The 15,409-nt window shown below is 61.3% G+C and carries 3 protein-coding genes and 1 pseudogene; 1 reads left to right on the top strand and 3 read right to left on the bottom strand.

The annotated features are described in order from the left end of the window. Window positions 1-487: 487 nt before the first annotated feature. On the bottom strand, window positions 488-973 hold the full coding sequence (locus tag RQH86_RS02780; protein WP_115514497.1) for a TspO/MBR family protein: 486 nt from the start codon (window positions 971-973) through the stop codon (window positions 488-490). 103 nt (window positions 974-1,076) lie between these two features. On the opposite strand from RQH86_RS02780, the pseudogene RQH86_RS02775 reads away from it, so the two are divergent. Next, window positions 1,077-1,288 (top strand): annotated as a pseudogene (locus RQH86_RS02775) (integrase core domain-containing protein); the annotation flags it as partial. A 230-nt stretch (window positions 1,289-1,518) separates the two neighbouring features. Here the strand turns inward: RQH86_RS02775 and RQH86_RS02770 are convergent. After that, complete coding sequence (locus RQH86_RS02770) at window positions 1,519-1,929, bottom strand: hypothetical protein (protein WP_311239573.1); 411 nt, start codon at window positions 1,927-1,929, stop codon at window positions 1,519-1,521. Further along, window positions 1,929-15,395 carry a hemagglutinin repeat-containing protein gene (locus RQH86_RS02765; protein WP_311239574.1) on the bottom strand — a complete coding sequence of 4,489 codons (13,467 nt, stop codon included), beginning with the start codon at window positions 15,393-15,395 and terminating at the stop codon, window positions 1,929-1,931. The genes RQH86_RS02770 and RQH86_RS02765 overlap by 1 nt, the downstream gene beginning before the upstream one ends. Window positions 15,396-15,409 lie beyond the last annotated feature (14 nt).

The raw sequence follows: 15,409 nt of genomic DNA, 5'->3' as shown, positions 1-15,409 counted from the left end.
CCGCATCAGATGAGGGAGGAAAGCCCCCGCATCCTGATCCGGGTGCGGGGCCGTTGTTTTCGGAAGTTACGCGAAGACGACGGGCCGCACCGGGCGAATGGTGACGGTGGTAATGGTGGTGGTAATGCCGGCCACGCCCGCACCCGGCCGCAGCAGCGGCTGACAGATAAGCGAAGCGGTGGCGCAGGCGTTAGGCATGTACGCAAAAGACATCACCGGGCCGAGGCCTGTCAAGCATTGCGTGAATGCGCGCTTGCGCCGCGATGATCGCGTGATCAGAAAACCTTGCTGGACAGTGCTTTAAGCAATCCTTCGGCAAGCGATTGATTGCTATGGAAACTTTCTAGGCAGTGGCAAGACCGTTGCTTGCGCAGCCCACGTACTCGCGGCAAGGGCGTCGCAGCAAGCAAATCGTCGCGCGCGGCTCTGTTCGTGCGCTTAGCCCATCCCGCCTGGAACTCGGCCAAAGCGCCTTGAGCAAGCTTGCTCACAGAGCGCCAGGGTTGAGCTGCCACACCGCGTAATTCAATGCTGCTGCAAAGCTGACCCATAACAGGTACGGCACCAACAGCCACCCGGCCAACCGTTGCCGCTTGCCGAAGGCGGCAATCGTGCAGGCCAATGACAGCCACAGCGCCACGATGTCCGCGAATGCCCACGCCCCCTGATGCCACGCAAAGAACAACCAGCTCCACAGCCCGTTCAAGCCCAACTGCAGAACAAATAGACCCAGCGCTCCCCGGCACGCACGCCATCCCCCGCGTCGCCACACCAGCCAGGCCGCCACCGCCATCATCCCGTACAACGCCGTCCACACCGGACCGAACAACCAACCGGGGGGCGCCCACGCCGGCCGCGCCAGCTCCGCATAGAAGGTGGCCGCCTGGATGGACGCCATCGCCCCGAGCCCGGCAACGGCGTAGCACAGTGCCAGCCACCCGATCAGCCCGAACCACTGCCCTTTCTTCGACATCATCACGGTATATCCCAGAGTGAAAAACGAGGCGCTAATGCCGCACTCGCAGAAGCCGCTAAGCTGCCATAACGGCTGTCCAGACGCTGCAAATGCTGCGTTCGAGAGTTTCAACGGAGGCTACCGGCACGGCATGCTGGACATGCACATCTTCCGCACACCGAACGAGTTGAGCGAGCAGACCACGCATTGGCTGAACGCCTAGAACGAACAGACACCGCACGACAGCATGGGCGGACTACGCCCGCCGAGTTTCGTGGTCAACATCCATCGCGGACCTCTAAGTTTCATGTGGTACAGAGTTGCGGCGGCTGAAACTATGACCTTCTCTTCGGTAAAACGCCTCTTACCGTCCAACCTCCATGGGTAGGGAATTGGATTCCAAACTGGGGCTCCACTAAAAAACGGGAGGACCCCGGTGCGCAGCAAAAATTCTTTGCATAAGCGACAACACCTATCAGTCCAGCAGTCCAGGATTAACCCTATGTATCAACTCTAAAAAATTAAAAAATTAGACACACATCAAGACAGGCAAGTAATAGATATCAAGATACGCAGGCAATAGATTTCGGATAACTCTTACAATACCCACTATTCAGCCTTACACTAACACTCGGCTTACGAACTTTAAAGCCATCCCGACAGGGAAGTAGATTTTTTCTAAATCCATCACACACAGGCGAAACCTTTCCATCCACGCTTTTAACATAACCCATGCTTTGAATACAAAGCATAGAATCCGTAACTTCCTCTTCTGTCCGATAGCCACCAGAAAATTTCTCACGGGGCCTAAAGGGACTAGCATAACCACACTCAAGCATCACCTTCCAAATATCTAAACTATTAGATCCAGCCTTCTTCCAGGTTTCATAATCGTCAGAAGGAGGGGAATCAACGACCACGGGAATGCAACCAGACAAAACAAAAGCCAATTGAATTGATATAAAAAATCTCATCACTTTAACCCCCCCCTAAAAATTTCTACATTTCGAATAAATCTATCAATAACAGTCATTGGAACCTTATCAATAGGAACAGGGGTCGAACGATTTCCTGGTGAGCCAAGCCAGAGCGGCGCACATTCAGCCGGAGCTGCGCCATAACAATTATGAGGAGTATTCTTACCACCCATGACTCTGAGTAACTCCCAAAGAGATGATCCACCATCAGGAGTTACGCCTCCGGTAACAGGATTTAGACCACTAAATATTCCCACGAAGTCATTAGCATGATTTTGCAGCGTAAGGACACCATCCTGGGGATTCGACCACGAGCCACGATCCTGCAAGTACGCTAAAATATGATCAGCCGCACCCGCATTATAAGCAGGGCCCATAAAGTTAACTCTTGTCTCACTAAGTAATCCGACAGAATTAGATAAATTTTCTAGAGACTCCATTGCATTCCCCACTGTCAGTGAGCCACGACTATGTGCATCAAGAACCAAGCCTTCTTGACCATACTGCAACATGTATCCGCGCGTCACTTCAGTAGCATTCGCCAATCCCAAAAGATCGCTTTCCAGATACTTCTGATAGCCGGCAATTAATAGCTCAGAGAAAGCATCACCCGCCTTTGGAAAATGCACAAAATACTGAGGGCCATCTACTGAAGAGTGTTGATTGGCATATTTATTAGCTCCACTAAGAACATTATTTATCCCATTGCTCGCTATATGTACCATCCCATCAGCAGAAGGCTCCAATTTTGACTTTTCATCAAAACTCAATTCCCGTGGATCAAGCAACCCTCCATTCTCGTCTTTTTCAACCACATATACTTTTGCCTCCTTTAAAAACATTGTTTTGTAAGCTTCGTCCGTAAATTTGACTGCTTGATCATAAACGAGATTTTTGGCTTGCTGCTCAAATTCAACTCTTTCTTGCAGATCTGTGGCATCCACCTTCCTCAGGCCATCGCCACTTAAAATTGAATGATCTCCAGCTAAATCAGGTAAAGCCGAGTAGTCGCCATTTCGCACTTCAATAAAACCCATAGCTACACCACTGTGAGTAGCGCTTGCATGACTCTCCTTTGCATTTCCGTCACCTAGCATATTGCCAACAATCCCTTTGGCTGCGGCATACTTGCTACCACTTAACATCTCAGAATCTACAGACAATGCTAACCCCGAGGCATTACCGCTAGAATTATTCTCAAGACTCTCGACGATCAGACCATTGGTTGACAATCGATTAAGTGTCGCATCCGCCGTACTTGCAATGGCACCGCCAACAAGGTGCGTATTGCCACCAACAGTGATGTCAAATCCACCAGTGCCAGCCTGAATTCCGCTTTGTTCATTAACACTGGTGTAAGTGCTGTTGACCTTCTGCTGGCTGTAGTTCGCACTACTGCCACTAAAGCCCCACACCAACGTCATACCGGCCTGTTGCTGCTTGCTCTTGTAGTCGCTCGTATCTTGCTCACTTTGAATCAGCAAGTCACCGCCTACGTCGGCCAGCACTCTGTCGCCGATCGCTTGTGCACCCTTGATTGTGGTGTCGTTGCCACTGATCAAAGTCAACCTGTCATTAGCGGTCACAACGCTCTCAGCGTGCACATCGCTATTGCCCTTGGCACTGCCCTTACCCGCATAAGCAGTGAGATACACACCCGTCGTGGTACCAACGCTTACACCAATCTCGCCGCCTGCGTTCTTGTTCTCCGACTTGTTGGTGTTTGTCTCCAGGCTACTCAGCAGATTCAGGTCGTTCGCCGCCGACAGCGCGACATTTTCACCATTGATCTTGCTGCCAATGACATTCAGGTCGCCGCCGGTCGCTGCGATGGTGACGTTGCCGTCGCTTAGAATGCGGCTACCGCCAGTGGTTTCCTCATGTGTAGTCGTCTTGCTCGACGCACTGCTAGCGCCAATGCCGATGCGTAGACTCACGCCCCCCATATTGCTGCCAGCAGCCGCGGCTGCCTGATACTCGGCCACGCCGTCGCTGACCGCGTAACCCGCCTTGGCGGCATAGAGGGCTTTTAGACGGTCGTCTTCCACCTCCGAGCCACGTTTAGTCGCGCTATAGGCCGCTTCCGCAGCAGCCACCACTCCACCCGTCAATCCCAACGTAATGCCCGCACTCTGCTGCTTGGACGTCTGCACCGTATCCACGGTGTTTTCCGCCGCGGCAATCGTGACTTCCTTACCCACGATCGTGGTGCTGGTGGCACTCAGCACATCGCTGCCGGTGATGGCCACTTTGTTACCGGCAGTCATTGTCACCGAGCCATCGGTGCTGCCGACCAGGCTGCCGCTGTTGGTCACCTCGGTAACATCCAGGCCGTCGGTCTTCTTGCTGACGCCTATCGCAACGCTGAATCCGCCGCCGCCATACAGGCCGGACTTCTTGACGGTCTTTTCGTGTTCCTCGCTGTGCGTGTTCTGCACCGTGTCCAGCGTGAGGTTGTTACCTGCGGCCAACACCACATCGCCGGTGCTGGCGACCTGCGCGCCCTGCGACAACAGGTCGTTACCTGCCGCAATCTGCACGGTGTCGCCGCTGAGCGTGGTGGTGACCGCCACGTTGTCGTGCCACTCATCATGCGTAGTCGTGGTCTTGCTTGAGAACGTGCCCTTCTTCTTCTTGGTCATGTCCTGCACGGCATCGTGCTGCTCGCTGGCGGCGAGCAGGTTGACGTCGTCGCCGGCAGCCAGAGTGATGCCACCTTCCTTGGCGGCCGCAGATGCGGCGGTCAGGGTGATGTCGTTACCGGCCTGCATGGCGAGATTGCCGCCGGCACTGAACTCGGTGCCGTAGACGGTTTCGTCGCTCGTCGCGGTGGTCTGCTTGAAGCGCTTGCGCGTTTCCAGGGTGTTGCTGGTGTCCACCGTCGTCAGCGTGCTGGCATTGATGTCGTTGCCGGCGCTGATGCCTAGGCCTTTGCCGGCGTCCAGCTTGGCCGCGACCAGATTGACGTCATTGCTGGCGCTGAGGATGAGGTTGCCGCCGGCCGTCAGTGCTTGCTGATCGATGGTTTGAGTCGTGGTTGTCGTGGTGACACGGGTTTTGCCGTTGCGTGTCTTGTAGCTGTTGGTTTCGCTGTCGTTGAGCACCGACTCGACGTTGAGATTGTTGCCTGCTGCCGCGATCAGATCGCCGCCGGCGTTGACGTTGGCCTGACGGATGGTCAGGTCGTTGCCTGCGGTGAGTTGCAGGCTGTCGCCGGTGCTGATGGTGGTACGCGTGGCGACCTTGCCGTCCAGACCGGTAGTCGGGGTCAGCGAGAGGTCGTTAGCCGCCTGCAGCGCGGCGCTGCCGCCGGCCTTGATGGTGACGCCGTGCAGTTGCAGGTCGTTGCCTGCCGAAACGATCAGATCCTTGCCGGTGATGACCGACACGGCATCGCCGCCGCGCAGCAGGCCGTTATCGTCGCGCAACGCGCTTGGGGTAAGGCTGAGGTTGTTGCCTGCGATCAAGGCCGCGCTGCCATCGGCCTGCACGCGGGTACCAGTCAGCGTCATGTCGTTGCCGGCAAACAATTGCAAGGTGTTGCTGGCAGTAATGCCCGACAGGATGCCGACGCCGTTGATGGCCTTGGTTGCTTCGCTAATCAGATTGTTGCCAGCGACCAGCGCCACATCGCGGCCCTGAATCTGGCCCTGATTGAACAGGTCGTTACGTGCTTCCAGCGAGACAGCGCCGGTGCCGCTGATGCGGCCCTGGTTGAGCAGGTTGCCTGCGGTGATGCTGACGTCGGCACCGGCGATCACGCCCTGGTTGCTCATGGCATTGGTGGCGTTGAGCTCGACGTTGCCGCCGGCAATCAAGGCGCCATTACCGCGCAACTGCAGCGAGTTGGAGGCCAGATACACCACCGGTACCAGCACCTTCTGGCCCTGGTAGTCCTGCTCCACCATCCACACGATGTCTTGCGTCAACGCTGCCGCCTGGGCGGCGGTCAAGCCCACACCCATGCTCAGCTGCAGCTGACCAGCGGCCGCGACACCCGACTCCAGCAAGGCGCGGTACTGCGCCACGCCATCGGCGTAGTTGCCCAGATAACGACGACCGGTGAGCTGGGTGATCTGGTCCAGCACCAGGCGCTGCTCGTAGAAGCCATCGCCCAGGCGGGTCTGGGTCCACTCGGGGTCTACGCCCAACTTGTCCAGCAGGAAATCGCTGCTGATGAAGTTGTCGTAGTTGACGAAGCGCGGATCGGTCTCGATCAGGTAACGACGGCCCGGCCCATTGCTGCGCCAAGCGTTGATGCCGCCAAGGCCAACTGCCGCGCGCCCCATGGCAGTGCGATCGGTCGCGTTGCCATTGGACAAGCGATACAACCCGCCGATGGGCAGATCGATCTGCGTCAGCGAGGTCTGGCCGCCGCCAACGATGTTGGTCACCGGAATGGTGGCCGGATCGATGCGGGTGCGGCTTTCGCCAGCGCCTGCAACGACGCCGGTACCGGTAGCGGTGGCTTGCACGTTGGCCTGATCAACGGTGCTGCGCACCAAGCCACTGTCATTGGACATGACCGGTGCGACCGACATGGCGACGATGCCGCCGGATGCCGCAAGCGACGCATCCTGGGTATTCGCACCAACCTGCGCACCCGCGTTGCCGGCGGTGTTGCTCGCCACGCTGATGCTGGCTGCGCCGCCATTGGCCCGGCCGATGACGGCCTGACCACCGACATTTGCCGCGGTCTGCCGCGTGCGGCCGCTCAATCCGCCTTGTGCGCTGACGCCATTGAGCGAGGCACCGCTGATGTTACGGCCATCGCTGCCGACCGCGCCATTGCTGATACTGGCACCGTTGATGCTGACACCTTGGCCGCCGGTCATGCTGGCGCCTAGGGCGAGGTAGCTACTATCTACGCTGCCAGAACCTACGACACGCTCATCTGTTTCCCAATAGCAGACCACGTTCTGACCAGGCCGCTGCATGCAGTCGTTATAGACTGCCCTAGCCGTATATTCGGTGTCTGTGTAATTGGCGACCTGCTTAAGCGCCAAGGCCTGATTGAGCACATCATCACTACTGGCCAGCATTCCGTCTGACAAACCACCGACACCACGCTGGTTCACCAGCAGAGAACCCGCAGCAGCTATTGTCGACGTATTGTTTGTTACGTAACCCGACAAGCCGATATTACCACCGGCAATAATCCGGCCTTCGGCGCTAGCCGAAATCAATTGCTCGCGCTCACGCACATCGTAAGAACGGTATACACCAGGATCGTGTCCTGCGTAGCGAACACCACCGGCACCGGAACTCCCCGGCCTTGGATCTCTTCGGATAACGTCTTCGGGCATAGCAGCATTAGCAGCAACACGCTCCGCCTCTGTCAGAGGTCCAGTTCTGGCATTAACAACACGCCGCCGATTATTCAGCTGACTAGCCGCAATCAAAATGCTTCCATCGGCCTCAATACTGCCCGACAGGTTATTCACCACACCGGTGCGCGACACCAAGGTGCCACCACCATCCTGCGCACCACCAATGGCGATATTGCGCAGGCTGAAAATGCGCGCGTCGCGGTTGAGCAGTTGATCGCGCACGATCAGGTTCATGTTGCCGGTGGAACCCAGCAGGGCCGAACTATAGGCAGCGTTGTTGGTCACACCGCCAAAGTCCGCGCCGTTGACCAACGTGCCGGTATTCACCGAAACATTGCCGCCGACGATACTGCCGGTGTTGTAGACACTGTTTGCCACCAGCGATAGCGCAGCGTTTCCGGAAATACTGCCAGCGTTGTCGATGACATTGCCGCCGTTGAGGCGGGTATCGTTGGACAGGATGTTGGCGCCGGCACGGTTGGCGATGCTGCTGGCGGTGATGTCCAGGCGGCGCGCCGCCTTGAGCGTGGCCTCGTTGACCAGGTTGCCGCCCACACGCAGGTTGAAATCGCCATTACTGGTGAGATCTGCGCCGGCGCGATGCGTGTAGTCGCTGCGCAAGGTCAGATCCAGCAGGTTCTGCGCCAGGATGCTGCCACCACCGTCGAACCCGACGGTATCGATCACCACATCGCCGACGCCGCCGGTGATGCTGCCCGCGCCAATCTGGCCACCGGCATTGCTCAGGCTCTGCAGGTTCAGGCGAACTGCCTGCTCGGCTTTGATCCTGCCGTTCTGATTGTCCAGCGTGGCGCCTGCGCGCTGCAGCAGGAAGCTTGCGCCGGCATAGATGTTGCCGCCCTGATTGTTCAAGGTGTTGGTATTGGCGATCAAGTCGCCGCCTGCCACAAGCTGCCCGCTGTTATTGGCAATACTGGCGGCATCGATCACCACGCTGCCGCGGCCACCGAGATTGCCACTGGTATTGGTCAGCGCACCGCCGGTGCTGACACGCGTCAGACCGCCGCCATTGTTGACGATGCTGCCCTGCGTATTGTCGATCCGTCCGCCCGATACGGTGAGCGTGTTACCGGCGTCGAGCTGGCCGCCGCTGTTGAGCAGCGCGCCTGTCACCGCAATATTGAGATCGCGGCCCGCACTGAGTTTGCCGCTCTGGTGATTGTCCAGCTGGCCGCGTGCGGTGACGCTGAGGTCGCGCCCGGCTTGCAGGCTGCCACCGGAGCTTGCGATGTTTTCCGCAGTGATCACTGCATCGGTACTGGCACCGATGATGCCGGTGCCGTTATCCAACCCACGAGTGAGCTCGACGCGCAGACTGCCGCCCGCACCACCGCTGCTCACCGCCTGCAGCGTGCCACCGCTATTGCTGAGGCTATCGGCACGCAACGTCATCGCGCCACCGCTGGCCTGCAATAGGCCGCTACGGTTGTCGACAGCACCACCGCTTTGCACAGTCAAACCGCGTGCAGCGACCGAACCACCGAGATTGTTGAGGCTGGACGCAGTAAGCGTTGCATCACCAGCGGCAGCCACCGTGCCGCCCTGATTGTTCATGCCGCTGCTGGCGCCGATGGTCAACGTCCCCTGCGAGACGATGCGACCGTTGGCATTGCCCAATGCGCCACGGCTGGTGACCGACGCAGTGCCGGTACCGGCGTGCTCGATCCGTCCCTGCGCATTCTCAAGGCTTGCGGCAGTGATGGTCAGATCCTGCCCATTGCTGGCCAAGGTTCCCGACGTGTTGTCGATTGCGCCACCAATGCTGACGCGCGTCGCGCCGGTACCACTTTGTACGAGACGGCCGCCGGCATTATTCAAACTGCCGCCATCGATGCTGAGCTGACTGGCCTGGAGTTGGCCGCCAGTCGTCGTGAGACGGCCGTTATCGATGGTGCCGCCTGCCTGCACTGTCAGCGTGCCGCCGGCGAGCAGGTCGCCGCCACGATGGTCGAGGCTACCGCCGGTTGTCAGCGCGACATTGCCGGTGGCGCGCGTGCTGGCGCCAGCCAGCTGCAACTGGGCCCCCTGCGCCAGCAGATTGCCGCCCGCCAACAACTTGCCCGAAGCACTCAGCTGGCGATCGGCGACCAGACTCAACGTACTGCCGGTTCCCAGGTTGCCATCACCCGCAATGCCTGCACCAACCGTACCGGCGATGCTGATTTCGCCCGCACGCAGGCTCAGATTTCCGGCGGCGGTGGTCTGCCCGGCGTTTTCGATACGCGCGCCTTGCAGTCCCACCGTCGCACCACTGACGACGCCCTGTTGACGCACCACGGCGTCGCTGGCGAGCGTGATCTGCTGGCCGCGCAGCTGACCTGCAACGGTCAGATCGCTTTTCGAGCGCAGGTCGAGCGTGCTGCCTGCACTCAGGGTGCCGCTTTGCGCCAACGCGCCGTCGGCTTGCGCAGAGAATGCGCCCGCCGCTGCCAGGCTGCCGTCGAGCTGCAGGTTGCCACGGCTGATCAAGGCGACGTCGCCGCGCTCGCTACCGAGCTGACCAGTGCTGGCGAGCTGCGCGGCCTCCACACGCAGGCCGTTGCCGCCAATCAAATCACCGCGATTGTCCACCGCACCTGCGGCGGTCAGACCCAAGCGCTGCAAGCCGTACGCCTGACCGGTCTGACGCAGCGAACCGACACCAAGCGTCAATTGATTGCCTGCGCGCATCGCGCCGGCATTGTCGAGCAAGCCGGCGATGGACAGCGTGGTATCGCCTTGCGCCAGCAGCACGCCCGTGGCGGTGTTGCTTGCACTGGCTGCGGTGACGGACAGATTCTGGCCGGCAACAACCTGCGCCGCGTTGGTCAATGCGCCGGCCGCGCTCAGCACGACTGCGCGATCAGCCTGTGCCACCCCGGCCACTGCCAGGTTGCCCGTGCTGCGCAGGCTCAAATCAGTGCCCGCATCCAACGCGCCGCGGCTGTCGATCGCCGCGCCATCAAGACTGATCGCACCGCCGCCTTGCAGGACAGCAGTTTGTCCGGTGGTGACCGTCGCGCCGCGCAGGGTTGCGTCGCCGCCAGTGGCGGCCTGCCCGTTCAACGCCAGCGTGCGCTGCGCCTGCAGGTCGAGGGACGAAGCCGACTGCAACGTACCTGCTGCAACCAGATCGCGCCCTGCCTGCAATGCGACCGACTGCGCCTTGAGCGATCCGCCTTGCTGCAGGTCACCAGCAGCGGTTGCCTGTAACGTGGTTGCGGCAGCCACAACACCTTGCAACGCGATGTCGCCGCGGCTGACCAGCGTGACGTTGGCTGTTTCACTGCCAAGCTGCCCGCTGCTGCGCAGGCTGCCTGCGTCCACGGTCAACGCGTCCCTGGCGATCAGGTTGCCGCGGTTATCGACCAGCCCGGTCGCAGTGACAGTCAACGCCTTGCCAGCAATGGCGGCACCGCTCTGGTCGATGCTGGTGGCCGTCATGCGTAAATCGCCACCGCTCTGCACGCTGCCTGCGTTCTGCAATGTGCCAGTGGTGAGTGTGACGCCACCCTGTGCAGCCAGCGTGCCCGTGGCAGCATTGCTGACAGTGGCTGCCTGCACCGATAGGTCACGGCCTGCGATGACCTGACTGGCGTTGCTCAACGCGCCGTCGGCACTGAGTACGACGTCGCGATTGGCTTGCGCCACGCCTGCCAATGCCAGTGCGCCGGTACTGCGCAGACGCAAGTCGCTGCCGGCGTCGAGCGTGCCGCGGCTGTCGATGGCCGCGCCCTCCAGGGTGATCGAACCAGCGCTTTTCAGCACAGCAGTAGTGCCGGTGGCGATGCTGTTGCCACGCAACGCGGCATCGCTGCCTGCCTGTGCCTGACCATTCAGGACCAGCGCACGCTGCGCCTGCAAGTCCAGTGTGGAGGCTGACTGCAGCGTACCGCCGGCAGTGAGATCGCGACCCGCCTGCAGGCCAACGGTCTGCGCGGTGAGCGAACCGGATTGCACCAGGTCACTAACTGCAGTGGCCTGCAGCGTGGTGGCGGCAGAGACGAGGCCTTGCAGATCGATCGCATTCTGGCTGATCAGCGTCAGCGCGCCATTCACCGAGCCAAGCTGGCCGGTGCTGGTAATGCTGCCGGCGGCGATGCTCAGATCCTTGCCGGAAACCAGCTGACCACGATTGTCGAATGCGCCAGTCGATGCGATCGAGATCGCATCGCCGCTATAGAGTCGGCCGCGCTGCAACAGCGACCCTGTCGACAGCGCCAGCCCACGCTCGCCGTGCAAGGTACCGCTATTGTCCAGTGCGCCAGCGACGTCGACACGCAGATCGCGCATCGCACCCAGCGTCGCATTCGTCAGGTTTTCGGCGCTGGCCGCCTGCATACTGAGGTCGCGTGCGGCGACAACTTGCGCGCCATTACGCAATGCACCAGTAGCAGTCAGCGCGACGTCGCGTCCGGCCTGGGCAATACCGGCCAATGTCAGATCGCCTGCGCTACGCACGCTCAGGTCGGTTGCTGCATCGAGCGAGCCACGGCTATCGATCGCTGCGCCATCCAGGGTGATGTTGGCACCGCTCTGCAGGACAGCCGTGCTGCCAGTGGCGATGGTTGCGCCCTTGAGGACGGCGCTGCCCGTGCTCTCTGCCTGCCCATTCAAGGCCAGCGTGCGCTGGGCCTGCAGATCCAGGGTGGATGCAGAATTCAGGGTGCCGCCGAGAGTGAGATCGCGGCCAGCCTGCAGTGCAATGGACTGCCCGTTGAGCGCGCCGGCTTGCTCAAGATCACTGCCGGCGGTAGCGCGCAGCGCGGTTGCCGCGGCGACCACGCCACCCAGCTGCATGACGTCCTGGCTCGCCAACGTCACATCCGCACGTTCGCTGCCCAACTGCCCGGCGCTGCGCAGCGTGCCTGCATCGATCTGCATCGCATCCTTGGCAACCAGCGTGCCGCGATTGTCCAGCGTGCCCGCTACCGCAACCGTCATTGCCTTGCCTGCAGATACGCTGCCACTCTGGTCCAGCGCTGCCGCGGTGAGCTGCATATCGCCACCGGCCTGAAGGCGGCCGGCGGTGTTGAGCTGCGCCGTGGTCGTCAGGGACACATTGCCCTCGCCTGCCAATACGCCAGCGGCGGTGTTGTCCAGACGTTGCGCCTGCACTGTCAGATTGCGGCATGCGACGACCTGCGCGGCATTGCTGACGGCGTTGGCCGCGCTCAGACGCACATCACGTCCGCTCTGTGCAATGCCAGCCAGGGACAGATCGCCATCGCTGCGCATTTGCAGATCGCTGCCTGCGTCGAGTGTGCCGCGGCTATCGATTGCGGCGCCGTCCAACGCGATCGCACCGCCAGCCTGCAACACCGCACCCTGGCTGTTAATCACGGTGGCTGCACGCAATGCAGCATCGCCACCCACCTGGCCTTGTGCGGCAAACATCAGTGTGCGCTGCGCCTGCATATCCAGCGTGGATGCAGCACGCAAGGTGCCGGCCGCAGTGAGATCGCGACCGGCAGCGAGGACCATGGTTTGCGCGGTCGCGGAACCTGCTTGTTGCAGATCGCCACCGGCCGTGGCCTGCAGCGACGTCCCCGCAGCGACCACACCCTGCAATGCGATGTCGCCATCGGTGGTCAGGCGCACCTCTGCCGCTTCGCTGCCGAGTTGACCGGTGCTGCGCAAGCTACCGGCCTCGATCTGCAAGGCGTTCTTGGCCACGATGTTGCCAGTGTTGTCGAGCGCACCTGCCACCGACGCCGACAGCGTATTGCCCGAACCGACCCGGCCACTCTGGGTCAGCGTGTCAGCGGCGAGCTGGAGTGCATTGCCGGCATAGAGGCTGCCGGCGTTATCGAAGCTACCCGTGCTGCGCAGACGCGCATTGGCATCGGACGAAAATGCCGCACCCTGAGCATTACGCAGCGACGCAGCATCCACCTGCAGTGCACCTGCTGCAACCACGTTGGCGCGATTGTCCAGCAGCCCACCTGCCTGCAAGGTAGCAGCGCCTGCACTCTGCACCGTGCCGCTCAGGGCCAGACCATTAGTGCTTGCAATCCGCAGATCACCGCCTGCATCGATCACGCCATCATGATCAACGGTGGAGCCACGCAATTGCAGCGCGCCGCCACTGCGCAGCTGCCCACGTTGACGCAATGCACCGTTCGCCTGCAGGTCGAGCACACCAGCCGACTGCACGATGGCATCACTGCTCAGCGCGCCGCCAGTGGCGATGTTCAGTGCACCACGCGTGCTCTGCAACGTGCCGGACACCGCCGCATCGCCGCCGCTGCGCAGGTTCACGCTGGCGGCATTCACCGCACCGGCAATCCGTGCATCCGTGCCGGCATCCAGTGCCAGCGTGCCGCCTGCCACCGTGTTGCCGCTCAAGCTCAAGCCAGCGCGGCTGCGCAGCGTGGCGTCGCCGCGTTGGCTACCAATGTCGCCGCGGCTTTCCAGCTGTGCGGCGTCCACGGTCAATGCATTGCCGGCAACAACGGTCCCGGCGTTGACCAGCCCGCCAACCACGGTTGCCTGCACGTCACGCGCGGCAGACACGCTGCCGGTGGTGGTCAGACTGTTGGCCTGAATACGCAAGTCGCGCCCCGCATAGCCGCTGCCGGCATTGCTCAACGCGCCGGTGCTACGCAGATCCAGATCCGTGCCAGCCGAGACGGCGCCGCGTTGCGCAATATCGATCGCAGCGGCGTTGAGCACGAGCGTATCGGCAGCGATCAGCCGACCCTGCACATCCAGGCGGCCACCGGCCTGTACCTCTGCACCCTGCCCGGCCTGGGCCAACCCGCCCATGCGCACATCACCGCTGCCGACCACACGCAGTGCGGACGCTGCATCCAGCGTCCCCAGCGCCTCGATGCTGGCTGCGCTCAATGCAATGGCGCTACCGCTCTGCAAGGTGCCGGACAATGCAATGCGATTCGCGCGCAGCGTTGCACCCGTGCCGCCATAGGCCACACCGCCGCTGCGCAACACGCCGTCAGCGCCCAGCTCCAGCGCGCCGGTGGTATGCAGGCTGCCATCGGCGGTCAATTCGGAGCCGAACAGACGGATCTCCCCCGCGCTGCTACGCCCGGTATGGCTCAACGCACCGTCGGCCTGCGCAGTCAACGCGCCAGCGGCCACCAGGTCGCCGGCTAGGCGGATGCCTGCGCCGCGCAAGCTGACATCGCCCTGCTGCGAGCCAAGCACGCCGCGCTGGTCCAGATCACCGCTTGCTCGCACGTTCAAGCTATCGCGTGCCACGGCGGTGCCGCTCAGACTCACCTGCCCAGCGCTGTCGATCTGCAGATCACCGCTCTGCGCGGCCAGGGTGCCGCGGCTGACCACGCCCACGCCGGCTTCGGTAGCGATCAGGCGGATGCGGTCGGCATACATGCCGCCCAGTTGCGCGACATCGATGCCGATCGACGGCGCAGCACCATCGGTACCAGGCAGCACGTCGAGCAACATGCCGTCGTAGTTGACGCGCCCTGCGCCCGCGCTCGCGACCAATTCCCTGGTCCAGATCGACCCATTGACGCTGAGCTGACGCGACAGCAGATCCAGACGATCCACATTGAAGGCGTCAAGACCATTGCTGCCAATGCTGAGCGCACCGCCGGTGATGGTGAAACCAGTCAATGCGCCATCGCCGCCCAGGTTGGGCGTGCCGGTGGTCAGCGTGACGCGCGAGGTATTGAGAAATCCGCAGCCATCGCAGGAAATGCCATTGGGATTGGCAATGACCAATTGCGCCTTGGCGCCGGCGATTTCGGTGTAGCCCTGCAGGCGGCTGCTGGCGGAGGTGACCTCGTTGAGGATCAACGATGCCGCACCACTGCGCTGCAGATTGTTGTTGCCGGCCACATAGCCGCCCAGCTCGGTCTTGGAGATCTGCGCGCTGTTGTTGAGGATCAACCCGTTCGGGCCGACGTTGAAATTGCTGTAGCGATTGTGCGAAATGCCGCGCGCATTGGGGGCGACGATATCCACCACCGGCACACCGTTGGCTGCTACCTGCTGGCCGGGTGTCTGACCACCGGGGTTGGCCGTCGGCGCAACCTGCGCCCACGCCGGAAACGATGTCCAGGTCACGGTGAAGCACAGCAGCAGCGCCAACGCGCGCTTGCTTTGTTCGGCTACGTAACCACGCACGCTCATCGCTTCGGTGTCCATCGTTTCTCTCTCGC

The organism is Xanthomonas sp. WCS2018Noco2-27, assembly GCF_031843525.1.
GTDB lineage: Bacteria > Pseudomonadota > Gammaproteobacteria > Xanthomonadales > Xanthomonadaceae > Xanthomonas.
Note: the sequence above shows the minus strand (reverse complement) of the source record. Positions and strands in the feature narration are given on the sequence as shown.